General features: G+C 67.3%; 27 protein-coding genes. 17 read left to right on the forward strand and 10 right to left on the reverse strand.

Annotated elements, in window-relative coordinates:
- Nucleotides 1-33: 33 nt before the first annotated feature.
- A complete protein-coding gene (locus HDC95_RS13485) occupies nucleotides 34-837 on the reverse strand; it encodes a hydroxypyruvate isomerase family protein (protein WP_259064094.1) in 804 nt (267 codons plus the stop codon).
- 301 nt (nucleotides 838-1138) lie between these two features.
- On the opposite strand from HDC95_RS13485, the gene HDC95_RS13490 reads away from it, so the two are divergent.
- Nucleotides 1139-2107 carry an endonuclease domain-containing protein gene (locus tag HDC95_RS13490; protein ID WP_259064096.1) on the forward strand — a complete coding sequence of 323 codons (969 nt, stop codon included), beginning with the start codon at nucleotides 1139-1141 and terminating at the stop codon, nucleotides 2105-2107.
- Nucleotides 2108-2181: 74 nt separating this feature from the next.
- Here HDC95_RS13490 and HDC95_RS13495 read toward each other — a convergent pair whose 3' ends face one another.
- Genes HDC95_RS13495 through aceB form a run of 3 tightly spaced genes read right to left on the reverse strand, consistent with a single transcriptional unit; the run spans nucleotide 2182 to nucleotide 5930 of the window.
- Entirely contained in the window at nucleotides 2182-3021 is an 840-nt protein-coding gene (locus tag HDC95_RS13495) for a bifunctional allantoicase/(S)-ureidoglycine aminohydrolase (protein WP_259064098.1), read from the reverse strand.
- 24 nt (nucleotides 3022-3045) lie between these two features.
- Nucleotides 3046-4314 carry an HpcH/HpaI aldolase/citrate lyase family protein gene (locus HDC95_RS13500; protein ID WP_259064099.1) on the reverse strand — a complete coding sequence of 423 codons (1269 nt, stop codon included), beginning with the start codon at nucleotides 4312-4314 and terminating at the stop codon, nucleotides 3046-3048.
- Nucleotides 4311-5930: a malate synthase A gene (gene aceB, locus HDC95_RS13505; protein WP_259064100.1), complete on the reverse strand. Its 1620-nt coding sequence runs from the start codon at nucleotides 5928-5930 to the stop codon at nucleotides 4311-4313. The genes HDC95_RS13500 and aceB overlap by 4 nt, the downstream gene beginning before the upstream one ends.
- A gap of 163 nt (nucleotides 5931-6093) precedes the next feature.
- Between aceB and HDC95_RS13510 the strand changes: the two genes are divergently transcribed.
- Nucleotides 6094-6849: an IclR family transcriptional regulator gene (locus HDC95_RS13510; RefSeq protein WP_259064101.1), complete on the forward strand. Its 756-nt coding sequence runs from the start codon at nucleotides 6094-6096 to the stop codon at nucleotides 6847-6849.
- A 40-nt stretch (nucleotides 6850-6889) separates the two neighbouring features.
- Here HDC95_RS13510 and HDC95_RS16925 read toward each other — a convergent pair whose 3' ends face one another.
- Together HDC95_RS16925 and HDC95_RS16930 are read right to left on the reverse strand one after the other, a co-directional pair.
- Entirely contained in the window at nucleotides 6890-7120 is a 231-nt protein-coding gene (locus tag HDC95_RS16925; RefSeq protein ID WP_396652713.1) for a substrate-binding domain-containing protein, read from the reverse strand.
- On the reverse strand, nucleotides 7068-7379 hold the full coding sequence (locus HDC95_RS16930; protein ID WP_396652714.1) for a hypothetical protein: 312 nt from the start codon (nucleotides 7377-7379) through the stop codon (nucleotides 7068-7070). The genes HDC95_RS16925 and HDC95_RS16930 overlap by 53 nt, the downstream gene beginning before the upstream one ends.
- On the opposite strand from HDC95_RS16930, the gene HDC95_RS13525 reads away from it, so the two are divergent.
- The 6 genes from HDC95_RS13525 to HDC95_RS13550 all read left to right on the forward strand — a co-directional run bounded on the left by HDC95_RS13525 (nucleotide 7378) and on the right by HDC95_RS13550 (nucleotide 14579).
- Nucleotides 7378-7509: a hypothetical protein gene (locus tag HDC95_RS13525; protein ID WP_259064209.1), complete on the forward strand. Its 132-nt coding sequence runs from the start codon at nucleotides 7378-7380 to the stop codon at nucleotides 7507-7509. The two genes, HDC95_RS16930 and HDC95_RS13525, sit on opposite strands and share 2 nt — an antisense overlap.
- Nucleotides 7510-7590: 81 nt before the next feature.
- The gene (gene manD, locus HDC95_RS13530) at nucleotides 7591-8817 is read left to right on the forward strand and encodes a D-mannonate dehydratase ManD (RefSeq protein ID WP_259064102.1); all 1227 of its coding nucleotides are present in this window, start codon (nucleotides 7591-7593) and stop codon (nucleotides 8815-8817) included.
- Between the two features lie 223 nt (nucleotides 8818-9040).
- Entirely contained in the window at nucleotides 9041-10510 is a 1470-nt protein-coding gene (locus HDC95_RS13535) for a xanthine dehydrogenase small subunit (RefSeq protein ID WP_259064103.1), read from the forward strand.
- Entirely contained in the window at nucleotides 10507-12888 is a 2382-nt protein-coding gene (gene xdhB / locus HDC95_RS13540) for a xanthine dehydrogenase molybdopterin binding subunit (protein WP_259064104.1), read from the forward strand. The genes HDC95_RS13535 and xdhB overlap by 4 nt, the downstream gene beginning before the upstream one ends.
- Nucleotides 12889-12900: 12 nt before the next feature.
- A complete protein-coding gene (xdhC, locus tag HDC95_RS13545) occupies nucleotides 12901-13818 on the forward strand; it encodes a xanthine dehydrogenase accessory protein XdhC (RefSeq protein ID WP_259064105.1) in 918 nt (305 codons plus the stop codon).
- Complete coding sequence (locus HDC95_RS13550) at nucleotides 13815-14579, forward strand: SDR family oxidoreductase (protein WP_259064106.1); 765 nt, start codon at nucleotides 13815-13817, stop codon at nucleotides 14577-14579. Before xdhC ends, HDC95_RS13550 begins: the two co-directional genes overlap by 4 nt.
- A 626-nt stretch (nucleotides 14580-15205) precedes the next feature.
- On the opposite strand, the gene HDC95_RS13555 is transcribed toward HDC95_RS13550, so the two are convergent.
- Together HDC95_RS13555 and HDC95_RS13560 are read right to left on the reverse strand one after the other, a co-directional pair.
- Nucleotides 15206-16717 carry an NCS2 family permease gene (locus tag HDC95_RS13555; protein ID WP_396652715.1) on the reverse strand — a complete coding sequence of 504 codons (1512 nt, stop codon included), beginning with the start codon at nucleotides 16715-16717 and terminating at the stop codon, nucleotides 15206-15208.
- Between the two features lie 35 nt (nucleotides 16718-16752).
- A complete protein-coding gene (locus HDC95_RS13560; protein WP_259064108.1) occupies nucleotides 16753-17283 on the reverse strand; it encodes a nucleoside deaminase in 531 nt (176 codons plus the stop codon).
- Between the two features lie 233 nt (nucleotides 17284-17516).
- Here HDC95_RS13560 and HDC95_RS13565 point away from each other — a divergent pair, with 233 nt between their 5' ends.
- From HDC95_RS13565 to moaA, 5 genes are read left to right on the forward strand one after another with little or no spacing between them, the layout of a single operon-like run.
- A complete protein-coding gene (locus HDC95_RS13565) occupies nucleotides 17517-17921 on the forward strand; it encodes a molybdopterin-binding protein (protein WP_259064110.1) in 405 nt (134 codons plus the stop codon).
- Nucleotides 17918-18715: a molybdate ABC transporter substrate-binding protein gene (gene modA, locus HDC95_RS13570; RefSeq protein ID WP_259064111.1), complete on the forward strand. Its 798-nt coding sequence runs from the start codon at nucleotides 17918-17920 to the stop codon at nucleotides 18713-18715. The genes HDC95_RS13565 and modA overlap by 4 nt, the downstream gene beginning before the upstream one ends.
- 2 nt (nucleotides 18716-18717) lie before the next feature.
- Nucleotides 18718-19551, forward strand: coding sequence for an ABC transporter permease (locus HDC95_RS13575; protein WP_259064205.1), 834 nt, complete (start codon nucleotides 18718-18720; stop codon nucleotides 19549-19551).
- The gene (locus tag HDC95_RS13580; RefSeq protein WP_259064112.1) at nucleotides 19548-20684 is read left to right on the forward strand and encodes a sulfate/molybdate ABC transporter ATP-binding protein; all 1137 of its coding nucleotides are present in this window, start codon (nucleotides 19548-19550) and stop codon (nucleotides 20682-20684) included. The genes HDC95_RS13575 and HDC95_RS13580 overlap by 4 nt, the downstream gene beginning before the upstream one ends.
- A 35-nt stretch (nucleotides 20685-20719) precedes the next feature.
- Nucleotides 20720-21814, forward strand: coding sequence for a GTP 3',8-cyclase MoaA (gene moaA, locus HDC95_RS13585; protein ID WP_259064114.1), 1095 nt, complete (start codon nucleotides 20720-20722; stop codon nucleotides 21812-21814).
- 28 nt (nucleotides 21815-21842) lie between these two features.
- Here the strand turns inward: moaA and HDC95_RS13590 are convergent, their stop codons facing one another.
- Complete coding sequence (locus HDC95_RS13590) at nucleotides 21843-22256, reverse strand: molybdenum cofactor biosynthesis protein MoaE (protein ID WP_259064115.1); 414 nt, start codon at nucleotides 22254-22256, stop codon at nucleotides 21843-21845.
- Complete coding sequence (locus HDC95_RS13595; RefSeq protein ID WP_259064116.1) at nucleotides 22253-23446, reverse strand: ThiF family adenylyltransferase; 1194 nt, start codon at nucleotides 23444-23446, stop codon at nucleotides 22253-22255. Before HDC95_RS13595 ends, HDC95_RS13590 begins: the two co-directional genes overlap by 4 nt.
- A gap of 91 nt (nucleotides 23447-23537) precedes the next feature.
- Here HDC95_RS13595 and HDC95_RS13600 point away from each other — a divergent pair, with 91 nt between their 5' ends.
- From HDC95_RS13600 to HDC95_RS13615, 4 genes are read left to right on the forward strand one after another with little or no spacing between them, the layout of a single operon-like run.
- Nucleotides 23538-23786 (forward strand): MoaD/ThiS family protein, encoded by a 249-nt coding sequence (locus HDC95_RS13600; RefSeq protein ID WP_259064117.1) that lies wholly within the window; start codon nucleotides 23538-23540, stop codon nucleotides 23784-23786.
- A gap of 7 nt (nucleotides 23787-23793) precedes the next feature.
- On the forward strand, nucleotides 23794-25077 hold the full coding sequence (gene glp, locus HDC95_RS13605; RefSeq protein WP_259064118.1) for a gephyrin-like molybdotransferase Glp: 1284 nt from the start codon (nucleotides 23794-23796) through the stop codon (nucleotides 25075-25077).
- Nucleotides 25070-25540: a cyclic pyranopterin monophosphate synthase MoaC gene (gene moaC, locus HDC95_RS13610; RefSeq protein ID WP_259064119.1), complete on the forward strand. Its 471-nt coding sequence runs from the start codon at nucleotides 25070-25072 to the stop codon at nucleotides 25538-25540. Before glp ends, moaC begins: the two co-directional genes overlap by 8 nt.
- A complete protein-coding gene (locus HDC95_RS13615) occupies nucleotides 25537-26016 on the forward strand; it encodes a molybdenum cofactor biosynthesis protein B (protein ID WP_259064120.1) in 480 nt (159 codons plus the stop codon). The genes moaC and HDC95_RS13615 overlap by 4 nt, the downstream gene beginning before the upstream one ends.
- Nucleotides 26017-26042 lie beyond the last annotated feature (26 nt).

The raw sequence follows: 26042 nt of genomic DNA on the forward strand, positions 1-26042 counted from the left end.
TGCGGCGGCGATGCCGCAAGGTATGGGTCGTTTTCAGCGCGTTTCGCCGACGGCCTCGGCCGCCCACGCGAATGCGGTCTCGATCGGCGCTTTGTACTCGAGGCCGATGTAGCCGGAGTAGCCGAGGTCACGGCTACGTGCGATCCAGGTGTCGATGGGGAGCGATCCGGTTCCGGGTGCGCCGCGGCCGGGTGCGTCGGCGATCTGGATGTGGCCGAACGATGCGGCGTTCTCTTCGATGACCTGCGGCACATCGTCGCCGTTCACGGCGAGGTGGTAGAAGTCGGCGAGCAGGGCGAGGTTGCGCGCACCGGTCGAGGTGCGCACGTGGTCGATGACGTCCAGCGCATCAGCGGCCGTGCGCAGCGGGTAGCGCTCGGCGCCGCTGACCGGTTCGACCAGAACGGTGCCGCCGATGGCAGCGACCGCCTCGGCCGCAGCCGCGAGGTTCTCGATCGCCACCGCATCCTGAGCGGCAGGATCGACGCCGTCGATGCGGTTGCCGTACAGGGCGTTGAATCCTCTGGTTCCCAATGCGCGGCCGATGCCGACGACGACGGCCAGGTTGTCGCGGAACTCCTTGCCGCGGGCGGGCCAGGAGACGAGGCCGCGGTCTCCGTTCGGCATATCGCCGGCGTTGAAGTTCAGACCGGTCAGCTGAACACCGGCGTCGTGGATGGCGGCGATGAACGCGTCGACCTCGTGGTCGAGCGGAACGGAGGTGGAGAAGGGCCACCAGAACTCGACCGCGTCGAACCCGGCAGCCTTCGCTGCGGCCGGGCGCTCGAGCAGCGGGAGTTCGGTGAGAAGGATCGAGCAGTTCACCGTGTACGTCATTTCGACTCCTTCGTCGTGTGTGGTTGTTTCCGGATTATGGAAGCTATCTTCTGCTAGATGAAAGTCTAGGACGCGGAGAGTGGGCTGTCAATGGTCGCCGTCACGTTCGCTCGCCGTCACGGACAGCGGAGACGAGTTTCCCGGGTTCACGCGACGATTTACCCGGGAAACTCGTCTCCGCTGGCTCTTGGGCGGCGGGGCGGGCGGGACTTGGCCTGCACGCGGAGTCGGGAGCACGGGTTATCCCCCGGGGGTGGGAATCGGCGGATGCCGCGGCATCCGCGTGCGTCAGCATCGGCGGATGAAACACCGGATCCCGCTGCCGCAGCACCTGGGACATGCATTCTCGGTCAAGCGTGCCGAAGCCGCCGGCATCCGCCCTGGCCGGCACAGCACGCCCGACCTGCACCGTCCGTTCCGCGGCGTCCGTTCCGTCGAGAAGCCGAAGGCCTTCAATGACTTCGTGAACTGCTACGCGCCTCGGCTGAAGCCTGGCCATCGGTTCGGAGGCATCACTGCGGCGCGCGATTGGGGCCTGCCACTGCCCACGGCATGGACGATGACAGAACCGATCGACGTCGTCGCCCCGTCATCGGGGACCCCACCTAAGGCTCGCGGAGTGCGTGGGCACCGGCTCCGCGAAGATCGAGCCGAGACCCGCATCCTGAAGGGGCATCCCGTTGTCGATCCGGTCGCGGCGCTGTTCATGTGCGCGGGGAATCTCACGGTCACGCAGGCCGTCATCATGCTCGATGCGCTGCTGACGACAGCATCCAACTATCCAGAGTTGGGACCAGGCAGGCCGCTGAGCACACGTGACGAGATCACCCGTCGACTCGACGAATGGGGGCGGTTCCCTGGAAGCGGCACCATCCGCGCCTCGCTTCCGCTCGCCTGCGAGAGGGTCGAGTCACCGAAGGAGACCGAGACCCGCCTGCTGCTCGTCGACAGCGGGCTGCCCGAGCCGATCGTGCAGCACGAGGTCTGGGCTGACGGGCGAATGCTCGGCCGCTGCGACCTCGCCTATCCCGAGCTGAGGATCGCGTTCGAGTACGAGGGCGACGGCCACCGCACGGAGAAGGAGCAGTGGCGCAAGGACATCCAGCGCCAGCGGTACCTCGAAGGTGAGGGGTGGATCGTCATCCGTTTGACCCAGGCCGACCTTGACAAGCCGGAGATGCTCATCGCCAGCATCCGACGCGCCATGTCCGCACCCCGCTCTTCTCCGCCTGCCGCAGGCGAGAACAGTTTCCGGGGCTTTAGGGCATGAAGACCCCGGAAACTGTTCTTTGACCGCGGCTCGACGGGCGCGGCGACGAGCCGCGCTGCGGCGCGCGAGGCCCCTCAGCCCCAGGGGCGCGGATCCGCACCGCGGGTCAGCATCACCTGACGGTTGACGTCCTTGTAGAGCAGGTAGCGGAACGGCCCAGGTCCGCCCGCATAACAGGCCTGCGGGCAGAAAGCGCGCAGCCACATGAAGTCGCCGGCCTCGACCTCGACCCAGTCGTCGTTGAGCCGGTAGACGGCCTTGCCCTCGAGCACGAACAGGCCGTGCTCCATGACGTGCGTCTCTGCGAACGGGATCGACCCGCCCGGCTGGAAGGTCACGATGTTGACGTGCATGTCGTGCGAGAGATCATCCGGGTCGGCGAAGCGCGTGGTCGCCCATGCCCCGTCGGTGTCGGGCATCTCGCGAGGCTCGACATCCTGATCACGGGTGACGAACGACGCAGGCAACGCGATGCCCTCCACGCGCTCGTATGCCTTGCGGATCCAGTGGAACGATGTCGTCGCCGCTCCGTCGTTGGACAGCGACCACGTCTCGCCGGGGGAGAGGAACGCGTAGCCGCCTTCGGCGAGAATGTGCGCTTCCCCGGCGACAGTCACCGTCAACTCCCCTGAAGTGACGAAGATCACGCCTTCGACCCCCGCCTCAGGCTCTGGCTTCTCCGCCCCGCCGCCCGGCTGGATCTCGACGATGAGCTGCGAGAACGTCGTGGCGAATCCGGCGATCGGCCGGGCGATGATCCACGAGCGCGTCTTCGTGAAGCCCGGGAGGTTGCTCGTGACGATGTCGCGGAACACTCCCTTGGGGATGACGGTGTAGGCCTCTTTGACGATGGCGCGGTCCGTGAGCAGCGTGCTCTGATCCGGAAGGCCTCCGGCCGGCGTGTAGTAGCCCATGATTCTCCTCTGGTGTGTCTTGCGTCAACTGCGGGCGAGCGTGTTGTCGGCGAGCCGGGGATGCGCGAGCACGGTGAGTTCGTCGACCCGGATGCCGATATCTGCAGCCATCTCGGCTGCGTCGATGGCGCCGCACTGCACTCCACGGAGCACGAACCACGCGAGCGCTCGCGCAGTGGCCGGCTCGTCCATGACAGCACCCTCCTCCTGTGCGAGGTAGGCACGCAGCCGCGATGCCGCGTCCGGGTAGCCATTCCGGTAGAAGGCATATGTGGCCAAGTACCGCGTCGCCAGTTGATGCGGGTGGAGGTCCCATCCCTGGTAGAAGCCGCGCTCGAGCGAGCGCCGCACGAGTCGCGCATGCAGCGTCCATGCTTCGGTCGCGCGTTCGCCCACCGGCAGGATGTTCGTCGAGCCGTCGGAGAGACGGATGCCGGTACCGGCGACCGTGAGCTGCATGATCTCCTTCGCGAGATCGGCGGCGGGATGCTCCATCGACTGATACCCGGCGGCGATGCCGAGCGAGGCGCTGTAGTCGTAGGTGCCATAGTGCAGCCCCGAGATGCGGCCGGGTGCGACCACCGGCAGCTGCGCCAGCGGCGAGCGCCCGTCGGCGCCGAGCACGAGCTGCGGCGTCTCGACCTGCACCTCGAAGCGGATGCGACCGGCTTCCAGTCCGTGGGCGCGCTCGAGAGCGTCGACTGCGATGACCATCGCCTCGACCTGCGCGGTGGTCGTCACCTTCGGGAGCGTGAGCACCAGTCCGTCGGGCAGCGGGCCGGCATCGAGCAGCCCGCCGATGAACAGGTCGAGGGTACGAAGGCCGCGTGCGCGAGTCGGCTTCTCGAAGCATTTGAAGCGGATGCCGATGAAAGGGGGAGCCGACCCGGATGCCACGGCATCCGACACCTTCGATGCCGCAGTCACGACATCCGCGTCCTCCGTGTCGCCGCGATCTCCGTAGCCGTCCTCGAAATCCAGTCGCAGGTCTTCGATCGGCTCGGAGGCGAGCTTGTGGGCCACCCGCTCCGCCACGGGGCCGATGAGCGCGGCCTCGATGCCCACGTGCGTGGCGAGGCTCTCCATCCCTCCGGCTGCCTCGACGGCGGCGAGCGCCTGCGCACCCCACCGTGAGGCCAGATCCGGCGTGAACTGATCGGCGGGAATGTAGACGGTGTGCACCGGCTGGCGTGACCCGCTGTCACCGGGATAGGCGGCCTCCAGAAGCGAATCGGTCGCGGTGAGGTGCCGATCGATCTTCGCCAGGTCGGCGTCACTGAGTCCGGGGCTCATACGTCCACCTTGGCGGAGGTGCTGTCGATGAGCAGCTCGTATGCCGGAAGCGTGAGGAAGTCGACGTACTCGTCGTCGAGGCAGATCTGCGAGATCAGGCGAGCTGCCGGCTGGTAGAACTCCTCGAAGTCCGCGTCGCTGACGCCGGCGGCGATCTTCGCGACCTCCTCGGCCAACAACCGCTGGACGAGGTCGGCTGTGACCTGCTCACCGGTGTCGGCGAGGGTGGTGGCGCCCCGAAGCTGCTGCCAGATCTGCGAGCGCGAGATCTCAGCGGTCGCGGCATCCTCCATGAGGTTGTTGATCGCGACGGCGCCGTTGCCGGAGAGCCAGACCGCGGTGTAGGTGACTGCCACGGCGAGGTTGGTGCGCAGGCCGACCTCGGTCGCGTTTCCGGATGCTGACGCCACATCGAGCAGCTCGTCAGCCGTGACCGACACTTCAGGTCGTTGACGATCCAGCTGGTTGGGGCGCTCGCCGAGCACCTCGTCGAAGACCTCGCGGCAGATCGGGACGAGGTCGGGATGCGCGACCCACGAACCGTCGAAGCCGTCGCCGGCTTCACGGGCCTTGTCGGCGCGCACCTTGTCGAAGGCCGCCTTGGTGGCCTCCACGTCGTTGCGGTTGGGCACGAACGCGGCCATGCCGCCCATCGCGACGGCGCCGCGCCGGTGACAGGTCTTGACCAGCAGCTCGGTGTACGCGCGCATGAACGGCGCAGTCATCGCGACGTCTGCACGGTCGGGCAGGGCGAACGCCTCGCCCTGGTCGCGGAACACCTTGATCAGGCTGAACAGGTAGTCCCAGCGTCCGGCGTTGAGTCCCGAAGCGTGATCGCGCAGCTCATAGAGGATCTCGTCCATCTCGAACGCCGCGGGAATCGTCTCGATCAGCACCGTGGCGCGGATCGTCCCCTGGGGGATGCCGAGAGCAGCCTGAGCATGCACGAACACATCGTTCCACAGACGTGCTTCGCGGTGACTCTCGAGTTTCGGAAGGTAGTAGTACGGACCGTGCCCGTTGGCGATGAGCTGCCTGGCCGTGTGGAAGAAGTGCAGCCCGAAGTCGACGAGCGATGCGCTCGCGCGTTCACCGTCGATGAGCACATGGCTCTCGGAGAGGTGCCAGCCCCTGGGTCGGGTGACGACCGTAGGACGGTTCACGTCCGTGCGCAGGGCATAAGCCTTGCCAGCGGGCGATGTGTAGGCGAGCGTGCCGCGGGCTGCATCGCGGAGGTTCCTGATCCCCTCGACGACGTTCTCCCAGGTCGGGCTCGACGCGTCCTCCAGGTCGGCCAGCCAGACGCGGGCCTCGGAGTTCAGTGCGTTGATCGCCATCTTCGCCGGCGAGGCGGGCCCGGTGATCTCGACTCGACGGTCCTCGAGCGCCGACGGGGCGGAGGCGACCTGCCAGTCCGCCTGACGGATGTGCGCGGTCTCGGCCAGGAAGTCGAGTCGGCCGGTGCGGGCGACCTGCTCACGGCGCAACTGGCGCGCGAGGAGCAGTTCGCGACGCCTGGTGTCGAACTCACGGTGCAGGTCTTCCACGAAACGGAGCGCCTCGGCAGTGAGGATGTCATCCGCCGCATCGATGCGGGGCTGGATCTGAATGGTCATGCGACCCCTTCTGTCATGTGGATAATAACCTCCACAATACGGAAGTTTCAAGACCCGACGTGATTCACGGATGAGATAGCCTGAGCGGGAAGTCCTTTCCACCATGTGGATAAGTCTGTTGGTCCACCCTGTGGACGAGTGAGTGAAGTCGAGAGGTCGAGCAATGCCCGCATCAGCGTCAGACGGAGTGAAGTCCGTCACCCGAGTCTTCGACCTGCTCGAGCTCATCGCCGACGCAGGCGGCGATGTCACCCTCAGTGAGCTGTCGGCTTCCGCCGAGCTGCCGCTGCCGACCATCCATCGACTGCTGCGCACGCTCGTCTCACTCGGCTACGCTCGCCAGCTCGCGAACAGGCGCTACGCGCTCGGCCCGCGCCTGGTGCGCCTCGGCGAGGCAGCGAACCGCAAGTTCGGCCGGATCGCGATGCCGCAGCTCAAGGACCTCGTGGAACGCCTCGGTGAGACGTCCAACCTCGCCACGATCGACGGCGACCGCGTGATCTACGTGTCGCAGGCGCCGTCCCCGCACGCGATGCGCATGTTCACCGAGGTGGGCCGCCGCTCGTACCTGCACTCCACCGGCGTCGGCAAGGCGATCCTCGCGCAGATGAGCGATGACGCCGTCCGCGACATCATCTCCCGCACCGGGATGCCGCGTGACACCGAGCACTCGCTCGGAACGATCGACGCACTGCTGGCCGACCTCGCCCTGACGCGCGAGCGCGGCTATGCGATCGACGACGGCGAGCAGGAGATCGGTGTGCGCTGCTACGCGATGGCAGTGCCGGACATGCCAACTCTCACGGCGGTGTCCGTTTCCGGTCCGGTCGCCCGTGTCGACGAGGGATTCGCTGAGCGGGCGATCCCCGTACTGCGCGAGGTCGTAGCCGAGATCTCCGCGCTCTCCAGCGCGACCTGACGGATCGACCGCAGCTCCCCTTCCAGCGGCTGTGCTGCGCTCAGGCGGCGGCGACTGCGGTGGAGGCACGCACGATCAGCTGCGAGCCGAGCGTGATATCGTCCACGACCGTTCCGACGATCGCCTGCAGCAACACGTCGACCGCGAGGGCGCCGCTGCGGGCGATCGGCATCCGTACCGTGGTGAGCCCCGGCGTGACCGCACCTGCGAGGTCGATGTCATCGATGCCGACGATGCTGATGTCGGCAGGACACTTCCGGCCGAGTTCCAGTAGACCCGATTCGAGACCGAGAGCGACGAGGTCGTTGTAGGCGACGACGGCTGTGGCACCGCTCGCTGCGGCCGGCGGCGTACGCGATGTGAGTATGGCCGAGGGCAGCGAGATGCTCGATAGCCTGCGCCGGTCCGTGCTCCGAATCCATCAGCACACAGGGGGCGCCGTCGATCTGGCGATTCACGACGACGTACGGCGTGTCACCGACCAGCTCGAGCACCTCGGCGTCGGGCAGACACGGGGAGCACAGCAGCATGCCGTCGAGCCGACGGGCCTGCTCGATCTGCTCGCGCTCTCTGGTCTTCACACTGAGCGCGCTCGTCGCCTCGATCTGGATGCCCGAGGTCGCCGGCCGCGACCTGACGGACCCCCGCGACGCGATCTGATCGAACAGCTCACCGCGAGCTGGGGTGCGGACGCCCAACGTCCGCACCCCACACCCCGACCCGTACTTCCAGGAGAACGACATGACCATCGAGATCGCCGACGTCATCATCACCAGCCCAGGGCGCAACTTCGTCACGCTCAAGATCACGACCTCCGACGGCATCGTCGGCCTCGGTGACGCGACGCTCAACGGACGCGAACTCGCCGTCGCCTCGTATCTCTCCGACCACGTCGCCTCGATGCTCGTCGGCCGCGACGAGGACCGTATCGAGGACACCTGGCAGTACCTGTACCGCGGACCGTACTGGCGCCGCGGCCCGGTCACGATGGCCGCGATCGCCGCCGTCGACATGGCGCTGTGGGACATCAAGGCGAAGAAGGCGGGGATGCCCCTGTACCAGCTGCTCGGCGGCGCGAGCCGCGAAGGCGTTCGTGTCTACGCACACGCCTCGGGCACCGTCTACGCCGCCCTCAAGAACGCCATCGCCGGATACGAGGAGCTCGGCTTCACCGCGGTGCGCGTGCAGACCGGCGTACCAGGTCTCGGCCAGATCTACGGCGTCTCGGCCGCGGGACCCGGCGTGCGATATGACTACGAGCCTGCCAAGCGCTCTGGCGACCGCCCCGCCGAGGAGTCGTGGGACACCCGCAACTACCTCACTCACATGCCCGGGATCATCTCGCAGATCCGCGAGGACTTCGGCACGGACCTGCGCATCCTCCACGACGGACACCACCGGATGTCGCCCATCGAGGCCGCGCGCTTAGCGAAGGACATCGAGCCGTACGACCTCTTCTGGCTCGAGGACTGCACTCCGGGTGAGGACCAGACCGCGCTGCGTCTGGTGCGCCAGCACTCGACGACGCCTCTCGCGATCGGCGAGGTGTTCAACTCGGTCTTCGACTACCAGACCCTGATCACCGAGCGTCTGATCGACTACGTGCGCTCGGCGGTCACCCACACCGGCGGCATCACCGACATGAAGAAGCTGCTCGACTTCGCCGCGATCTTCGGCATCAAGTCCGGTATCCACGGGCCGACCGACATCTCGCCGGTGGGCATGGCTGCGGCCCTGCACCTCGACCTCGCGATCCACAACTTCGGCATCCAGGAGTACATGCCGCACAACGAGCAGACGCTTGAGGTGTTCCAGACCTCGTTCACGTTCGACCGAGGCTTCCTGCACCCCGGCGACCAGCCCGGTCTCGGCGTCGACCTCGATGAGGATGCCGCGGCCGGCTACGACTACACGAAGGCGTACCTGCCGGTGAACCGTCTGCTCGACGGCACCGTGCACGACTGGTGATCAGGAGCAGTCTCCTCACGGGGCATAGGCCACGCCGGCGTGTACTTGACCACGCTCGACGGTCGGCCTATCCTTTCCATGGAACAGAATAGTGTTTCCGAATACTGGAAACGGGACAATCTGTTTGGCCCCCACCCGGCATTGTCGGGCGCTTAGACTCGCATCATTGGATCCGGATCGGCGCCCGCACCTGCAGCATCGCCGGACCTGAGGAGATCTACCTATGGATGACATCGCGGTCAACGTCAACGGGAAGAGCCGCCCGCTCGCGGGTGCCCCTGCACACACCACTGCCTTGGACTGGTTACGCAGCACCGGACTCTCCGGCGCAAAAGAAGGCTGCGCCGAGGGAGAATGCGGGGCGTGCGCGGTCATGCTCGCGACGCCGACACCCGAAGGCGGCTCGGCGTGGACACCGGTGAACTCGTGCCTGGTGCCGGTCTATGCGCTGAACGGTCAGGAGATCGTCACTGCTGAAGGTCTCGGCAGCCCCGGTGCGCTGCATCCCGTGCAGGAGAAGCTCGCCGAGGCCGGCGGCTCGCAGTGCGGCTACTGCACCCCGGGGTTCGTCTGCAGCATGGCAGGCGAGTACTACCGGGACGGTCGCGAAGCGGTGGCAGAGGGTGCGGTCGACGACGGGTGCCCTGTGCACGACGCCGAACACGGCCCGAATGGGTTCGACCTTCATGCGCTGAGCGGAAATCTCTGCCGATGCACCGGCTACCGTCCGATCCGCGATGCCGCATACGCACTCGGCGCACCCGAGAGCGACGACCCCCTGCAGCAGCGCCTCGGCGCGCCCGCGCCCATCCCGGTCGCGACGGCGGCCACGGTCGACGACTCCCGCTTCATCCGCCGGGCATCCCTCGATGAGACCCTGCGTCTGCTCCGTGACGAACCGGATGCTCTCCTCGTCGCCGGATCCACGGACTGGGGCGTCGAGGTGAACATCCGCGGCTCACGCGCGCCTCTCGTCGTGGCGATCGAGCACCATGAAGAACTGCGCACGCTCGTCGTCGGCGACGATGAGATCGAGATCGGCGCCGCACTCGCCCTCTCAGAGATCGAGTCGCGCCTCGGCGGCGCGGTGCCGCTGCTCGCGCAGCTGTTCCCCCAGTTCGCCTCCCGCCTGATCCGCAACCGCGGAACCATCGGCGGCAACCTCGGCACCGGATCGCCGATCGGCGACACTCCCCCGGCTCTGCTGGCCCTGGGCGCCCGCGTGGTGCTGGCATCTGCAGACGGAGAGCGCGAAGTCGACCTGGCCGAGTACTTCACCGGGTACCGCCAGTCGGTCAGGCGTGCGGACGAACTGATCCGCGCCATCCGTATCCCTCTGCCGCTGGCGAAAGTGACCTCGTTCCAGAAGATCGCCAAGCGTCGCTTCGACGACATCTCGAGCGTCGCGGTCGCCTTCGCCCTCGATATCGAAGGTGGCTCCGTCGTGGCGGCGAAGATCGGGCTCGGCGGCGTGGCTGCCACTCCGCTGCGCGCCCGGGCAACCGAGGAGGCTCTTGTCGGGCAGCCCTGGACCATCGCCACCGTCCGCGCAGCATCCGAAGTCCTCGGCAGCGAGGGAACGCCGATGTCCGATCATCGCGCGAGCTCGGAGTATCGCGCGCTCATGCTCAACACCGCGCTGCTGAAGCTCTACAGCACTACCGTCCTCGACAACAAGGAGGTGTCGGCATGAGCGCTCTCGCCGACCGTCCGGCCAATCCCGTCGTGGGAATTCGCGCCCCGCATGAGAGCGCAGCCCTGCACGTGACGGGTGCCGCCATGTACACCGACGACCTCGCCGCGCACACCGCCGGTGTGCTCACGGCGTGGCCCGTCCAGTCCACCAACGCGCACGCGAAGGTCAGCATCGACGTCTCCGGAGCGTACGAGGTGCCAGGGGTCGTGCGCGTTCTCACCGCCGACGACGTCCCCGGTGTCAACGACGCAGGTATCAAGCACGACGAGCCGCTGTTCCCCGACGAGGCCATGTTCTACGGCCACGCCCTGGTCTGGGTGCTCGGCGAAACGCAGGAAGCCGCCCGGCTCGGCGCCGCCGCCGTCACCGTCGACTATGAGCCCCTGCCGTCACTGATCACGATCCAGGATGCAGTCGACGCCGACTCGTTCCAGGGCATTGCGCGCACGGTGCAGCGTGGGGACGCGGCATCCGCCCTGGCATCCTCGGCGCACGTCTTCGAAGGCGTGAGCGAGTTCGGCGGGCAGGAGCACTTCTACCTCGAGACGCAGGCATCGTTCGCCACGCTCGACTCAGAGGGCCAGTACTTCGTGCAGTGCTCGACGCAGCATCCGTCTGAGACGCAGGACATCGTCGCGCACGTGCTGAACATCCCCGCGAACCAGGTCACCGTGCAGTCGCTGCGCATGGGCGGCGCGTTCGGCGGCAAGGAGATGCAGTCTCACGGGTTCGCCGCGATCGCGGCGCTCGGCGCGAAGCTCACCGGACGTCCGGTGCGGCTGCGGCTGAATCGCACGCAGGACATCACGATGACCGGCAAGCGGCATCCGTTCCGAATCGAGTGGAAGGTCGGCTTCGACTCCGATGGCCTCCTTCAGGGACTGGATGCTGTGCTCACCTGCGACGGCGGATGGAGCCTCGACCTTTCCGAGCCCGTCCTCGGCCGGGCGCTCTGCCACCTCGACAACGCCTACTGGATCCCCAACGTGCACGCCCACGGGCGGATTGCGAAAACGAACAAGGCTTCGAACACGGCCTTCCGCGGTTTCGGCGGGCCGCAGGGCGTGTTCCTCATCGAAGACATCCTCGGCCGCTCCGCCGCTGCCATGGGTATCGACCCGATAGAGCTGCGCGAGAAGAACTTCTACCAGCAGGGTCAGTCGACCCCTTACGGCCAGCTCGTCAAGGATGCCGCCCGCACGGGCAAGATCTGGAACCAACTACGCGACGAGGCGAACGTCGACGAGCGCCGCGCCGAGATCGCAAAGTTCAACGCGAACAGCCCGCACGCCAAGCGGGCTCTGGCGATGACACCGGTCAAGTTCGGCATCTCGTTCAACTTCGCGGCCTTCAACCAGGCCGGCGCGCTCGTGCACGTCTACAAGGACGGCTCGGTGCTGATCAATCACGGCGGCACCGAGATGGGCCAGGGCCTGCACACCAAGATGCTGCAGGTCGCGGCCACGGCGCTCGGCCTCGAGCTGCACCAGGTGCGGCTCGCGCCCACGCGCACCGACAAGGTGCCGAACACGTCAGCGACCGCGGCGTCGTCAGGCGCCGACCTCAACGGCGGCGCGGTGAAGAACGCGTGCGAGCAGATCCGCGAGCGCATGGCGGATGTCGCCGCGCGCCTGCTGAACGTCGACGCGCGCGACGTTCGCTTCTCCGCCGGCCTGATCACCGGTCTCGGCAACACCGAGAAGGCGCTGACCTTCGGCGAGGTCGCCAACGCCGCCTACCTGCAGCGCGTGCAGTTGTTCGCGGCGGGCTATTACCGCACCGAGGGCCTGCACTGGAACCCCGAGATCATGCAGGGCTCTCCGTTCAAGTACTTCGCGTACGGATGTGCGGCGACCGAGGTCGAGGTCGATGAGTTCACCGGGGCGTACCGGGTGCGCCGAGTGGACATCGTCCACGATGTGGGTGATTCGCTCTCTCCCATGCTCGACGTCGGCCAGATCGAGGGCGCCTACGTGCAGGGCGTCGGCTGGCTGACGCTGGAGGAGCTGCGCTGGGACACCAGCGCCGGTCCGAATCGCGGACGTCTGCAGACCCAATCGGCGTCGACCTATAAGCTGCCGAGCTTCTCGGAGATGCCGGAAGAATTCAACGTACGGCTGTTCGAGGACGCCCGAGAGGACGGCGCGGTCTACGGCTCCAAAGCCGTGGGCGAGCCGCCGTTCATGCTCGCGTTCAGTGCGCGCGAGGCGATCCGTGAGGCCGTCGGCGCATTCGGACCGGAGGGTCAAATGGTCGAACTCGGCTCGCCCGCGACGCCGGAAGCCGTCTTCTGGGCGGTCCGTGCCGTGCAGCAGGCAGTTGCGGAGGCGACGCCCGCTCGTGCCGGTGCTCACGAACTCGCAGCCGTTCGCTGATCGGAACACGAGATGGACTGGCTCGATGCACTTCAGGATCTGCGCACGCGGCGCGTTCCTGCCGTCGTCGTGACCATGGCCCTCGTCCGCGGTCATGCGCCCCGCAACGGCGGCGCGAAGATGGTCGTCTCCCCCGATGGCGTGTTCGGCACGATCGGTGGCGGCAACCTCGAGGCGACGACGATCGATCGAGCCCGTGCGATGCTCGCATCCGGGTCGACAGAACCCGAACTGCTCACGCTCACGCTCAGCGACAAGGCGACGACGGAGTATGGCGTGCAGTGCTGCGGAGGAGAGGTCACGATGATGCTCGAGCCGATGCGGGTCGTCCCCGTCGTCGCGATCTTCGGGATCGGGCACGTCGGCCTGGAGCTCGCGCGCGTGCTCGCCCGGCACGAGATCGATCTGCATCTGATCGATTCCCGGCCCGAGATGCTCGCGCTCGCGCGCGTCGGCGAGCCGGGCCGCGACGGCGTCTTCGCGGATGCTGTCGCCAGGATCCACATCACGCACTCCCCCGTTCCCGAGGCGGCGCTCATGACCTTGCCGACCGACGCGCACGTGCTGGTGATGACGCACGACCATGTCGAGGATCTCGCCGTCGTCGATCAGTCGCTTCGCACAGGCGGCATCCGCTCCATCGGCCTGATCGGCTCGGCATCCAAGTGGGCGCGTTTCCGCAAGAAGCTCACCGAGCTCGGGCACGCCGAGGCGGATCTCGCGCGCGTCACGACGCCGATCGGCGTGCCGGAGGTGTCGGGAAAGCAGCCGGCCGTCATCGCCGTGAGCGTCGCGGCCCGCATCCTGCAGCTCATCGACGAGGCGGCGCCCGTCGTAGTGGAGAGCGCCAAGCACGCGGATGACGAACCTGATGCAGACGACCCGGATGCCGTGAACCACACGGGCGACGTCGATCGAGCGCACCGTTGACCGGCGCACCCGCCGCTTCGGCGATCGTCACCGGTGCCGGCAGCGGCATCGGCCGCGCGATCGCCCGAGCACTCCTCGATGCAGGCTTCGGCGTGACCCTGGCCGGTCGGCGCAGCGCGCCGGTGCAGGAGACAGCCGCGATCGACGGCATCCGTCACCCCGACGCCCTCATCGTCGAGACCGACATCACCGATCAGTCGCAGGTGGATCGACTTTTCGCACGCCATGTGGAGCGCTTCGGCCGACTGGACATGCTGGTGAACAACGCCGGCGTGTTCGGTCCTAACGCCGACGTCGGCGACCTCACGATCGCCGAGTGGGAGTCGACCCTCGCCGTCAATCTCACCGGCGCGGTGCTCTGCGCGGGAGCGGCCTTCCGGCAGATGAGCACCCAGTCGCCCGTCGGAGGGCGCATCATCAACAACGGGTCGATCTCAGCGCAGACGCCGCGCCCGCGTTCAGTGGCGTATACGACGACCAAGCACGCGATCGCGGGGCTGACGAAGTCCATCGAGCTCGATGGACGCGCTCACCGGATCACTGCGACCCAGCTCGACATCGGCAACGCCCGCACTGAGCTGATCGACCGGCTGGTCTCAGACGGCGCTCTGCAGGCCGATGGCTCACGTCGACCCGAGCCGACGATGGACGCCGGACACGTCGCCGACCTCATCGTTCAGCTCGCACGCACGCCGCTCGAGGTCAGCGTCCCTCAGCTGACCGTCACAGCGGCCGGCATGCCGTTCATCGGACGCGGGTGACTTCGTGACACCGGACGCCGGGCCACACCCGCCTAACCTGAAGAGGTGGACGCGATCATTGGCAAGATCACAGCGACACCTCTACAGTCTCGGCGTGGCTGGGGAGCAGCGGCGATACTTGCGCTGGCGGTTGCAGCCGTCATTCTCACTTGGGCCGTGGCAGTGCCGGTTGGGCCCGAAGTGTGCGCGTTGACTTACCCAGGGCCTCGGAACTGCTTCGCTGTCGATCGGATTTCGGCGGCGATCGTCTGGACAACGGTGCTGGGGCTACTGACTATTGCGCTACTGCTGGTGTTCATCCTCAGCCGCACTCGACGCCGGGCGGTGGTTGTCATAGGCATCGTGTTGGTGGGGGTGGCTTCAGCTGGTGCATATGTTGCGGTGGCTTGGATACCTGCGCTGGCATGACCGGTGCGCCTCGTTCTACGAAGTCGGCGCTGAGTCGTCGGGCACCGCCCCCCGGGTGACCAAGGCCGGTGAAGGGGCGCATTCGCGCCGTTTCGATCGCCAGCCACCCTTTCGGGCACGAGCGGGACACGATCGCAACAGATGGAAGAAGAGTTTCCGGGCTTCCGGTGCTCGCCGAGCCCGGAAACTCTTCTTCCATGCGCTGGGGCGCCGCGAACTCAGCCTCCGAGAAGCGCCTCGATCGGTCCGCGCACGAAGTAGAGCGTGAAGCCGGCGGCGACGATCCACATCAGCCAGTGCACCTTCTTCGCGCGCCCGGAGAGCGCGTTGATCAGCGCCCAGGAGATGAACCCGACGCCGATGCCGTTGGCGATCGAGTACGTGAGCGGCATGGTCACGATCGTGAGGAACACCGGCAGCGCGACCGCGAACTTGGTGAACTTGATCTCCTTGACCTGCGCCATCATCATCGCGCCCACGACGACCAGCGCCGCAGAGCCGACCTCGATCGGCACCACGAGCGTGAGAGGGGTGAAGAACATCGACAGCAGGAACAGCGCACCGACGACGACCGACGACAGACCCGTGCGCGCACCCTCGCCGATGCCGGCCGCGCTGTCCACGAAGACGGTGTTCGACGATGTCGAGGTCGCACCTCCGGCCACAGCGCCCAGTCCCTCGACGACGAAGGCCGAGCGCAGGCGGGGGAACGTGCCGTCCTTGTACGCAAGGCCCGAGTTCTTGGCGAGGCCGGTCATCGTGCCCATGGCGTCGAAGAAGTTCGAGAACACGAGCGTGAAGACCAGCATCGTCGCGGCGAGCGCGCCGATGCGCCCGAATGAACCGAACAGGTCGAACTGCCCGACCAGACCGAAGTCGGGGATCGTCACGAACGAGGTCGGCAGCTCCGGGATGGTCATGTGCCATCCGCCCGGATCTTCCGCGCTCGAACCGAGCTTGAGGAACGACTGCGCGACGATAGCGATGATCGTCGACGCGACGATGCCGATCAGGATGCCGCCCGGCACCTTGCGCGCCACGAGCACGCCGATCAGGATCAGGCCGATCAGGAAGATGAACGTCGGCACCGAGGTGATGGATCCGCCGTCGCCCAGCTGCACGGGCGGGCCACCGGGAGTGCGGCTGACGAACCCGGAGTCGACGAAGCCGATGAACGCGATGAACAGTCCGATGCCGACCGTGATGGCCGCTTTGAGAGCGTGGGGCACGGCGTTGAAGATCGCGGTTCGGATGCCGGTGGCTCCGAACAGCACGATGAGGAGGCCGTTGATCACGACGAGTCCCATGGCCTCCGGCCAGGTCACCTGACCGACGACGGCCACCGCGAGGAACGAGTTGATGCCGAGCCCTGCGGCGAGCGCGAACGGCAGACGGGCGACGACACCGAACAGGATCGTCATGACGCCGGCGGTGAGCCCGGTCGCCGCACCGATCTGCGCGCTCTGCAGCGCATTGCCGGCGACATCCTCCACACCACCGAGGATGAGCGGATTCAGGATCACGATGTACGCCATGGTCACGAATGTGACGACGCCTCCGCGGACCTCACGAGCGACGGTGGAGCCGCGCTGAGTGATCTCGAAGAACCTGTCGAGCGCGTTCTTGGGCTTCGCGTCGACGGTCGTCGTGGCCCCGGTGGGGAGCGGCGGACGCACCGGCGGTGGCGTGGCTTCGCCAGAATCGTCGCGCGTGGAAGTTGTTGAAGACATCATCGGCTCCAGTCAGTGGTTCGAGCAGTGGGTGATCAGTACTCGGTGCGAGTGGCCGTGTGCGTCCACTCGGTGAACGCGGCGACGCGCTGTGCCGGCGGGAGCGGCTCCTGCGCGACCGGCATGATAGCCCGGTCTTCCGCTCCTCCTTCGAAGTAGCGGTAGAAGACCGCGTCGTCGAAACCTGCGTCGGCCGCGTCGTTGCGATCGGCGGCGAAGTAGACCTTCTCGACCCGTGCCCACAGCGAGGTGGCGAGACACATCGGGCACGGCTCGCAGCTGGTGTATAGCACCGCGCCGGTCAGGTCGAAGGTGCCCAGAGCCTGACAGGCGTTCCGGATGGCGGTGACCTCGGCGTGGGCCGAAGGATCGAGATTGGCGGTGACGCGGTTGACGCCTTCGAACACCCGCCCGTCGGCCGACACGATGATGGCGCCGAACGGGCCGCCCTCATTGCGGACGTTCTCTGTCGCGAGTTCCACCGCACGGGCCAGGTACTCGGCCGGAGTCGGGGTGCCGCCTGCAGGTGACGGTGCAGTGGACGAGTTGATACCGATCGTGTCCATGGGGAGAGCTTCCTTGCGTCGGACGCTGATGCGACGAGGCCTCGCCGGGTGTCTTGCGTGGTCCTCGTCGATCCGCTGGCTTCTGGGTTCCTGCCGACCCGTTTCTTCGCGGGTCGCAGGGCTTTATGACACTAACAGCGAAACGACCTCTCGTCCACCTTTTTTGGAATGATTCTTCCGCTCTGCGGTATTTATGATTGTGCCGCCGCAAATGCGGGAGTAGTCTGCGTAATATGACGCATTTTCGGATAAGCGAAGCCGCCGCGCTCCTGGGTGTCAGTGACGACACGGTTCGCAGATGGTGTGCCGACGGCATCCTTTCGGTCTCTCTGGACGATTCCGGCCGGCAGGTGGTCGATGGTGTCGAACTCGCGGCACACGCCAAAGTGCTGGCGTTTGACGTCGCCGACGTCGGCGACGTCAAACGCAGCGCTCGCAATCGCTTCACAGGTCTGGTCACGAAAGTCGAGATCGACGGGCTCATGGCTCAGGTCGAGCTCCAGTGCGGCCCCAACCGAGTCGTGTCGCTGATGTCCTCCGAGGCTGCTCGAGAGCTGAAGCTCGACGTCGGATCCAAGGCCGTCGCAGTCGTCAAGGCCACCATGGTCATCCTCGAGACGGACAGGGACGCGGGATGATGCCCTCTCCCGACCGTCGGCACGCGGCCGCGATCGCGATGATCGTCGGCGCCATCGCTCTCGCAGGATGCACCGCGAACTCTGGCGGCGAACGAGAAGGTCGTTCAGGTGAGGGACCGAGCGGCGAGCTCACGATCTTCGCCGCCGCCTCGCTGTCCGGAGCGTTCGACGAGCTCGCGACGCAGTTCGAAGCGGAGCATCCGGATGTCGATGTCCTCCCGATCAGCTACGACGGCTCCTCAGTGCTCGCGACCCAGCTGATCGAGGGTGCTTCCGCCGACGTGTTCGCCTCCGCCGACGAGCGGAACATGACCGAGGTGGTCGACGCCGGGCTGACGGCCGGCGCCGAGCCGTTCGCGACGAACACCATGCAGATCGCCGTCGCCCCCGGCAACCCTGAGCGCATCGACGGCCTGACCTCTCTCGCACAAGACGAGCTCCTCGTCGTGATGTGCGCTCCCGAGGTTCCGTGCGGCACCGCGGCGCAGGCGCTGCTCGATACCGCCGGCGCCGAGGTGGCTCCGGCCAGCGAGGAGCAGAACGTGACGGCGGTGCTGGCGAAGGTGAAGTCCGGTGAAGCCGATGCGGGATTGGTCTACCGGACCGACATCGCCGCGGCCGGTGGCGCAGTCGACGCCGTCGACATCACCGACGCCGACCGCGCGACGAACGTGTACCCGCTTTCGGCGATGACGGATGCCGCGAACCCGGCGGCCGCGGAGGCCTTCGTGGCCTTCGTGCTCTCGGATGCCGGGCAAGCGGTCCTCCACGACTTCGGGTTCGAGGCACCATGAGCATGGCATCGGAGGCAGCGCCGCAGGCCAGAGCGACTGGGTCGGTGCTGCGGCGGATCCCCCCGTGGCTGGCAGTGCCCGCAGCGCTCGGCGCACTCGTTCTCGTGCTGCCGTTCATCGCTTTACTCTCGCGGCTGGACTGGGCGGGGGTGCCGGCCGCGATCACGTCGCCGGCGGCGCTGCAGGCGCTCACCCTGTCGCTGTCGACCGCGTCGATCGCAACCGTGGTGTGCGTGATACTCGGGGTGCCGCTGGCGCTCGTGATCGCGCGCAGCCCGCAGTGGCTCGCCGCGCTCCTTCGCACGCTGACGACGCTGCCGCTCGTGCTGCCTCCGCTCGTCGGCGGCATCGCGCTGCTCTCCCTGCTGGGGCGAAGCGGCATGTTCGGCGGCGCACTCGCTGCGGCCGGGATCCAGATCCCGTTCACGACCGTTGCCGTCGTGGTCGCTCAGGTCTTCGTCGCGCTGCCGTTCCTGGTGATCTCCGCCGAGGGTGCGCTGCGCACCGCGGGTACCGGCCATGAACTCGTCGCAGCGTCCCTGGGTGCCGGCAGATTCACCGTGTTCCGCCGGGTGACGCTTCCCTTGGTCGCGCCGGGGCTCGTGGCGGGCACGGTGCTCTGCTTCGCCCGCGCGCTCGGCGAGTTCGGCGCGACGGCGCTGTTCGCGGGCAACGCCCCTCGCGTCACCCGCACGATGCCGCTCGCGATCTACACCGCGTTCAACGGCGCCGGCGTGCAGGAGGACACCGCCATCGCGCTGTCGCTGATGCTCATCATGGTCGCTGTCGCGGTGCTGCTGCTGATGCGCGGCTGGCGAGCGGATGCGCTGCGATGAAGCTCGACGTCGATGTCCGTGCCCGAGTCGGGACGTTCATGCTCGAGGCGGCGATCACCGCCGCCGAGGGCGAGGTTCTCGCGATTCTCGGGCCCAACGGTTCTGGTAAATCGACCCTGCTCGGAGCGATCGCCGGACACCTCGATCACGTCGGCCGTCACGCCGAGGTCACCGGCCGGATCACCCTCGGCGGGCGGATGCTGGATCAGTCCGTTCCGCCCGAGCGCAGAAGAATCGGCCTGCTGGGCCAGCACACCACGCTGTTCCCTCATCTGACTGCCTTGGACAACGTGGCGTTCGGCCCACGCGCCCAGCGGATGCGGCGAGCGGACGCCGAAGAGCTCGCTCGGAGGCATCTCGCGGATGTCGGCCTCGGCGACCTCGGTGATCGACGGCCATCCCAGCTGTCCGGCGGGCAGCGTCAGCGCGTCGCTCTGGCCCGCGCATTGGCGGCGGCACCCGATGCGCTGTTACTGGACGAGCCGTTCGCCGCGCTCGACGCGCAGACCTCGGCCCAGGCCAGACGCCTGGTGTCGCAGCTGCGCGATCGAGTGAGCGTTCCGATGGTGCTGGTGACGCACGACCCCATGGATGCCGTCATGCTCGCGTCTCGCACCGTGGTGCTGCATGAGGGACGTGTCGTGCAGGAAGGCTCGACCAGGGATGTGCTCGGCCACCCGAACTCGCCGTTCGTGGCGGCCATCGCCGGCGTGAACCTCGTGTCGGGCATCGCGAGCAGCGAGGGGATTCTGCATACGGCGGGCGACGCCACGTCGACGACCGGAGCGACGATCGGGCCCAACCGCTGGATCGGGCACGGTGACCGGTTGGCACCGGGCGAAGCGGGCACCGCAGTCTTCTCCCCCGGCGCCGTACGGGTTCACCCTGGCGCGGCGCGAGCTTTCGAGAGTCTGCCCGCCTCGGATGACTCCGGCACTGCACCCAACATGTGGAGCGGCACTGTGGCGCACCTCGAGGCGATCCCCGGCGGAGTGCGTCTGTTCACCACCGAGCATCCTGACATCGCGGTCGACTGCTCCTCGATGGCCGCCGTCGACGCCGGCATCAGACCCGATGCGGTGCTCACGTTCTCGGTGCTCGAGCAGGACGTATCAGTGCGCCGTTCGCACTGAGCGGTGCTACCGTTGCCCACACGAAAGGGAAGGCGATGGCGATCATTCCGATTTCCGCACCAGAGCGGGCGACAGGGGCGTCGCGCCTGCCCTCGACCGGTGGGCTGGTCGACCGATTCGAACGCCCGATGCGCGATTTGCGGATCTCGGTGACCGACCGATGCAACTTCCGCTGCGTCTATTGCATGCCTCGCGCGGTATTCGGCCGCGACTATGCATTCCTCGATCGTGATGAACTGCTCAGCTTCGAGGAGATCGAGCGGATCGCGCGCGTGGCCGCAGCGCACGGCGTGCGAAAACTGCGGTTGACCGGCGGCGAGCCGCTCCTGCGCCGCGGGATCGAAGAGCTCATCGCTCGCCTCGCGGCACTGCGCACACCGGGCGGCGAGAAGCTCGAGATCGCCCTCACGACGAACGGCTCCGCGCTGACCGTGAAGGCGCAGGCACTCAAGGATGCCGGCCTCGGCCGCCTCACCGTCTCGATCGACTCGCTGAACGACGAACTCTTCCAGCAGATGAACGACGTGCGCTTCCCCGTCTCACGCGTGCTCGACGGCCTCGATGCCGCCCACGCGGTCGGGCTCGGCCCGATCAAGTTGAACATGGTCGTCAAGCGCGGCCTGAACGACGGCGAGATCGAGGCCATGGCGTCGCATTTCAAGGGCACTCCCTACACGCTGCGCTTCATCGAGTACATGGATGTCGGCACCTCCAACGGGTGGTCGCTCGATGAAGTGGTGCCATCGGCCGAGATCGTCGAGCGGATCAGCGCACAGCATCCGCTCGAGCCGATGGGCGCGACCGTGACGAGTGAGACCGCGCAACGCTGGCGTTACGCGGATGGCTCGGGCGAGATCGGCGTGATCTCGTCGGTGACCAACACCTTCTGCGGCACCTGCAACCGGGCTCGGATCTCCACAGAAGGCAAGCTCTTCACCTGCCTCTTCGCGACAGAGGGGCACGATCTTCGCGCGCTGCTGCGCGAAGGCGCCGACGACGAGCAACTCGCAGCAGCAATGGCGTCGATCTGGGGTGCTCGTGACGACCGGTACTCCGAGATCCGCTCGAGCCTCACACCAGAACTTCGCGCCTCCCGCCCGCGCGTCGAGATGAGTTACATCGGCGGCTGAGAGCCACCGATGCATCGGGCCCGTGGGCTCAGAGTCCGACCCACTCCGAGACGCCGTCGTCGTAGTGCTGCCGCTTCCAGATCGGAACGCCGCGCTTGATCTCCTCGACCACCAGTTCGCAGGCGCGGAAGGACTCCGCGCGATGACCACCGGATGCTGCGGCGTACAGGGCGATGTCGCCGATGCGCAGATCGCCGACACGATGAGCCGCTGCCACCAGCAGCCCGGTCTCCGCCCGTACGCGTTCGACGATCTCGGCCAGGAATCGCGCAGCATCCGGGTGCGCACGATAATCGAGCGAGCGCACCGACCGGCCTCCGTCGTGATCGCGCACGACCCCGCAGAAGGTGACGATCGCGCCGTGCGCGTCCGAGCCGACGGCGTCCCGCACGGCCGCCTCATCGATGGGCTGCTCGGAGATCAGGGCGAATGTCGTCGTCATGAGGACACCATCTCGGTCGGGGTGTTTTCGGGACTCGCAGCATCCTGCACCACGTCGCCGCCGACGGCGACGAAGGCCTGAATGCCACCGGAAAGATACGTCACGCGGAATCCACGCTCGGTCAATGTCCGCGCGGCTCGGCGAGAGCGCGGGTCGCGTTCGCAGTAGATGACGATCGGTGCGTCCTGCGCATCGTCGGGCGCGGCTTCGAGGCCCTCCCCCTCATCGAGGCGGCCCATCGGCAGCAGTTCTCCTCCGGGGATACGCCGTGCGCGGGCTTCGTGCGGTTCGCGGACGTCGATCAGCCGCACCGGCCTGCGCTCTCTCCTCCATTGCAGCAACTCAGCGGCAGATGTCGCCTCCACATCGTCGGCGGCCGAATCACTCGGAATCCCGCAGAACTGCTCGTAGTCGATGAGCTCGGTCACCGGTGCGCGCGCGTCATCAGCGGCGTAGGCGATCTCGCGGGTGCGAGAAGTGAGGGCATCGTAGAAGAGCACCCGGCCCAGCAGCGGCTCGCCGATCCCGACGACCAGCTTGACGACCTCGGTCGCCATGAGCGATCCGATCGCGGTGCACAGGCTCGGCAGCACGCCGCCCAGCTCGCACGAGAGCGTCTCGTCCGCCGGCGGCGGCGACGGGAACAGGTCGCGGAACGTCGGTCCGCGGTCGCGCCACGCGACTCCGACTTGCCCGTGGAAACGCAGGATGGACCCCCAGACGAGAGGCTTGCCCGCGAGTTCTGCCGCGTCGTTCGCGAGATAGCGGGTCGGGAAGTTGTCGCTGCCGTCGACGACGAGGTCGTATTGCTCGAGTATCGCCGAGAGATTCTGCGAGGTCAGTCGCTCGTGGTGGATGATCAGTTCGCGGTCAGAGTCGATCGCCCTCACGGTGTCGGCGAGGGAGTCGACCTTGGGACGACCGATATCTCCGACACCATGGCTGAGCTGGCGATGCAGGTTCGACAGCTCGACGACATCGTCGTCGGCGACGCCGATCGTGCCGATGCCGGAGCCTGCGAGAACGGGAACGATCGCGCTGCCGAGCCCACCGGCGCCTATGACGAGAACTCGCGCAGCGCCGAGTCGCCGTTGCGCGTCTTCGCCGAAGCCGGGCAGCATGAGCTGTCGGCTGTAACGGGTGATGCGCTCGGGCTCCAGCGCGGGGCCCGGCTCGACCAGCGGGATCATGGTGCAATAGTACGCGTCGAACTTCACTACGCGGCAGCGAGTTTCCACGATGTGAAGTTTTAATTCCACTCACTCGGCTAGAATGGACAGTATGGCAATCGTGACGGTGCGATACTTCGCTGCCGCCTCTGAGGCAGCAGGTCGCGAGCAGGAAGACCTCGATCTCGGCGAGGCTTCGACCCTCGGCGAGCTGCGCGAGGTTCTGGTGCACGCCTATGGCGAGCCGATGTCTCGCGTTCTCCGCTCCGGTTCGTTCCTGCTCGACGGTGTCGTGCGGCGTGATCTCGCGCACCCGGTGGGCGCGCAGGTCGACATCCTCCCGCCGTTCGCCGGAGGATGATCGAACGGTGAACGCATCCACTCCCGCTGAGCATGCCCACGCCGTCGCCGCCCTCCTCGCTCCTGTGCTCGACCGCCTCGTTGACGACGCACTCGCCGAGCTGATCACGCTCACCCCGGGCGCCGCGGCTGGCCGCGTGCTGTCTGTGGATGTGCACAGTCGCATCCAGGTGCCGCCGTTCACGAACTCGCAGATGGACGGGTACGCCGTGCGCGCCGCCGATCTGGAATCCGCGTCGACCGATACGCCGGTGCGGCTGGACATCGGCACGACCAGCGCCGCGGGCGACGCCGTGCATGGACACGTTCCCGGCACGGCATCGCCGGTGATGACCGGCGCGGCGATCCCCTCGGGGGCGGATGCCGTCGTGCCGATCGAGCTCGCCGATCCGCCCCGTTTCATGGGGATCGGCAAAGGGGCAGGGGTGCGCCCCGGAGACTCCACCGTTCGCTTCCACGCGCCGGTCGAGGTGGGCACATTCGTCCGAGAGGCGGGCGCCGACCTCGCAACGGGATCGACCATCCTGCCCGCCGGCACGCGGCTCGGGCCGGCGCAACTGGGCTCGCTGGCCTCCGCCGGAGTCACCGAGGTGCGGGTGCGTCGACGTGAGGTCGTGCTGCTGCTCTCCACGGGTCATGAGCTGCGCGCACCAGGCGACGAGCTCGAGCCCGGGCAGATCTACGATGCGAACACCGCGTCGCTCACGGCTGCGATGGAGGAATCCGGTGTGATCGTTCAGGTCGCGTTCGCACCGGACGACGCCTCGGCTGTGCTGGATGCGATCGCACAGCATCCCGATGCCGACCTGATCGTCACGACCGGCGGAGTCAGCGCCGGTGCCTTCGAGGTGGTGCGCGATGCTCTCGAACCGGCCGGCGTGCAGTTCGGGAAAGTGGCGATGCAGCCGGGCGGTCCGCAGGGACTCGGTGACGCGCGGGTGCCTTCGGGCGACGGCGAGCGCACGGTGCCGGTCATCGCCTTCCCTGGCAATCCGGTCTCCGCGCTGCTGTCGTTCGAGATGTTCCTGCGGCCGATCCTGCGCGGCGCCGCCGGACTTGATCCCTCGCGTCGGGTGCATCAGGCCCCTCTGGCCGAGGCGCTCAGCTCTCCGCCGGGAAAGCACCAGATCCGTCGCGGGAGGCTCCGCGAGGACGGTACCGTCGAGGTGGGAGCTCCCGGATCGCACCTGCTGCACGATTATGCGCGGGCGACGGTCCTGGTGCATGTTCCGATCGGCGTCGACACGCTCCCTGCGGGCGCTGAGGTCGAGGTATGGAGAATCGATGAGTGACCTGACGCACCTGCGTTCTGACGGCTCGGCACACATGGTCGACGTCACCGACAAGGCGGTCACGCGCCGCGAGGCGCGGGCACAGGCCGTGCTCGTGACGACCGAGGATGTCGTCGCGAAGATCGCCGACGGCTCGCTGCCCAAGGGTGAGGCACTCGGAACGGCGCGGCTGGCGGGCATCATGGGCGCGAAGCAGACGTCGAACCTGATTCCGCTGTGCCATCCACTGCCTCTGACCAAGCTCTCCGTCGACCTCGAACCGCAGGGCGATCGCGTGCGGATCGTCGCGACGGCTGTGACGAACGGCGTCACCGGCGTCGAGATGGAGGCGCTGACGGCAGCGAGCGTCGCCGCTCTCACGCTCTACGACATGATCAAGGCCGTCGACAACCGCGCCGTGATCACCGATGTGCTCGTGCTCGCAAAGTCGGGCGGCAAGAGCCGCGACTGGTCGCGGGAATGACCAGGCGTGCCGCGGTTCTCGTCGCCTCGACCCGCGCGGCAGCGGGCACGTACGAAGATCGCACCGGTCCGGTGATCACCGATTGGCTGCGCTCTCGAGGTTTCGAGGTGGTCGAGCCGGTCGTCGTTGCGGATGCCGTGATCGCCGATGCGCTCTCAGAGCAGCTCGCGCAGCATCCGGACCTGATTCTCACGACCGGCGGCACCGGCGTCTCGCCGGATGACCGCACGCCGGAGGCGACCAGAGCGCTACTGGACATGGAGTTGCCGGGTATCGCCGAGGAGGTGCGGCGGCGGGGAGCCGAGGTCACGCCGTCCGCCATTCTCAGCCGGGCGATCGCCGGTGTCGCCGGTCGCACGCTCGTGATGAACCTGCCCGGCTCCAGCGGTGGCGTGCGCGACGGGCTCGCCGTGCTGGGCGACGTGCTCGATCATCTGATCGACCAGATCTCCGGCGGAGACCACCCGGCGCACTGAGAGTCATGCGACGCGCAGTGTCGACG

It is taken from the genome of Microbacterium sp. AK031 (assembly GCF_024807145.1).
Taxonomy (GTDB): Bacteria; Actinomycetota; Actinomycetes; order Actinomycetales; family Microbacteriaceae; genus Microbacterium.

What these genes read in the sequence shown, in the direction of transcription:
- HDC95_RS13485 (WP_259064094.1), bottom strand. Translation starts at nt 837, where the DNA reads ATGACGTACACGGTGAACTGCTCGATCCTTCTCACCGAACTCCCGCTG.
- HDC95_RS13490 (WP_259064096.1), top strand. Translation starts at nt 1,139, where the DNA reads ATGAAACACCGGATCCCGCTGCCGCAGCACCTGGGACATGCATTCTCG.
- HDC95_RS13495 (WP_259064098.1), bottom strand. Translation starts at nt 3,021, where the DNA reads ATGGGCTACTACACGCCGGCCGGAGGCCTTCCGGATCAGAGCACGCTG.
- HDC95_RS13500 (WP_259064099.1), bottom strand. Translation starts at nt 4,314, where the DNA reads ATGAGCCCCGGACTCAGTGACGCCGACCTGGCGAAGATCGATCGGCAC.
- aceB (WP_259064100.1), bottom strand. Translation starts at nt 5,930, where the DNA reads ATGACCATTCAGATCCAGCCCCGCATCGATGCGGCGGATGACATCCTC.
- HDC95_RS13510 (WP_259064101.1), top strand. Translation starts at nt 6,094, where the DNA reads ATGCCCGCATCAGCGTCAGACGGAGTGAAGTCCGTCACCCGAGTCTTC.
- HDC95_RS13525 (WP_259064209.1), top strand. Translation starts at nt 7,378, where the DNA reads ATGCCGTCGAGCCGACGGGCCTGCTCGATCTGCTCGCGCTCTCTGGTC.
- HDC95_RS16930 (WP_396652714.1), bottom strand. Translation starts at nt 7,379, where the DNA reads ATGCTGCTGTGCTCCCCGTGTCTGCCCGACGCCGAGGTGCTCGAGCTG.
- manD (WP_259064102.1), top strand. Translation starts at nt 7,591, where the DNA reads ATGACCATCGAGATCGCCGACGTCATCATCACCAGCCCAGGGCGCAAC.
- HDC95_RS13535 (WP_259064103.1), top strand. Translation starts at nt 9,041, where the DNA reads ATGGATGACATCGCGGTCAACGTCAACGGGAAGAGCCGCCCGCTCGCG.
- xdhB (WP_259064104.1), top strand. Translation starts at nt 10,507, where the DNA reads ATGAGCGCTCTCGCCGACCGTCCGGCCAATCCCGTCGTGGGAATTCGC.
- xdhC (WP_259064105.1), top strand. Translation starts at nt 12,901, where the DNA reads ATGGACTGGCTCGATGCACTTCAGGATCTGCGCACGCGGCGCGTTCCT.
- HDC95_RS13555 (WP_396652715.1), bottom strand. Translation starts at nt 16,717, where the DNA reads ATGTCTTCAACAACTTCCACGCGCGACGATTCTGGCGAAGCCACGCCA.
- HDC95_RS13560 (WP_259064108.1), bottom strand. Translation starts at nt 17,283, where the DNA reads ATGGACACGATCGGTATCAACTCGTCCACTGCACCGTCACCTGCAGGC.
- HDC95_RS13565 (WP_259064110.1), top strand. Translation starts at nt 17,517, where the DNA reads ATGACGCATTTTCGGATAAGCGAAGCCGCCGCGCTCCTGGGTGTCAGT.
- modA (WP_259064111.1), top strand. Translation starts at nt 17,918, where the DNA reads ATGATGCCCTCTCCCGACCGTCGGCACGCGGCCGCGATCGCGATGATC.
- HDC95_RS13575 (WP_259064205.1), top strand. Translation starts at nt 18,718, where the DNA reads ATGGCATCGGAGGCAGCGCCGCAGGCCAGAGCGACTGGGTCGGTGCTG.
- HDC95_RS13580 (WP_259064112.1), top strand. Translation starts at nt 19,548, where the DNA reads ATGAAGCTCGACGTCGATGTCCGTGCCCGAGTCGGGACGTTCATGCTC.
- moaA (WP_259064114.1), top strand. Translation starts at nt 20,720, where the DNA reads ATGGCGATCATTCCGATTTCCGCACCAGAGCGGGCGACAGGGGCGTCG.
- HDC95_RS13590 (WP_259064115.1), bottom strand. Translation starts at nt 22,256, where the DNA reads ATGACGACGACATTCGCCCTGATCTCCGAGCAGCCCATCGATGAGGCG.
- HDC95_RS13595 (WP_259064116.1), bottom strand. Translation starts at nt 23,446, where the DNA reads ATGATCCCGCTGGTCGAGCCGGGCCCCGCGCTGGAGCCCGAGCGCATC.
- HDC95_RS13600 (WP_259064117.1), top strand. Translation starts at nt 23,538, where the DNA reads ATGGCAATCGTGACGGTGCGATACTTCGCTGCCGCCTCTGAGGCAGCA.
- moaC (WP_259064119.1), top strand. Translation starts at nt 25,070, where the DNA reads ATGAGTGACCTGACGCACCTGCGTTCTGACGGCTCGGCACACATGGTC.
- HDC95_RS13615 (WP_259064120.1), top strand. Translation starts at nt 25,537, where the DNA reads ATGACCAGGCGTGCCGCGGTTCTCGTCGCCTCGACCCGCGCGGCAGCG.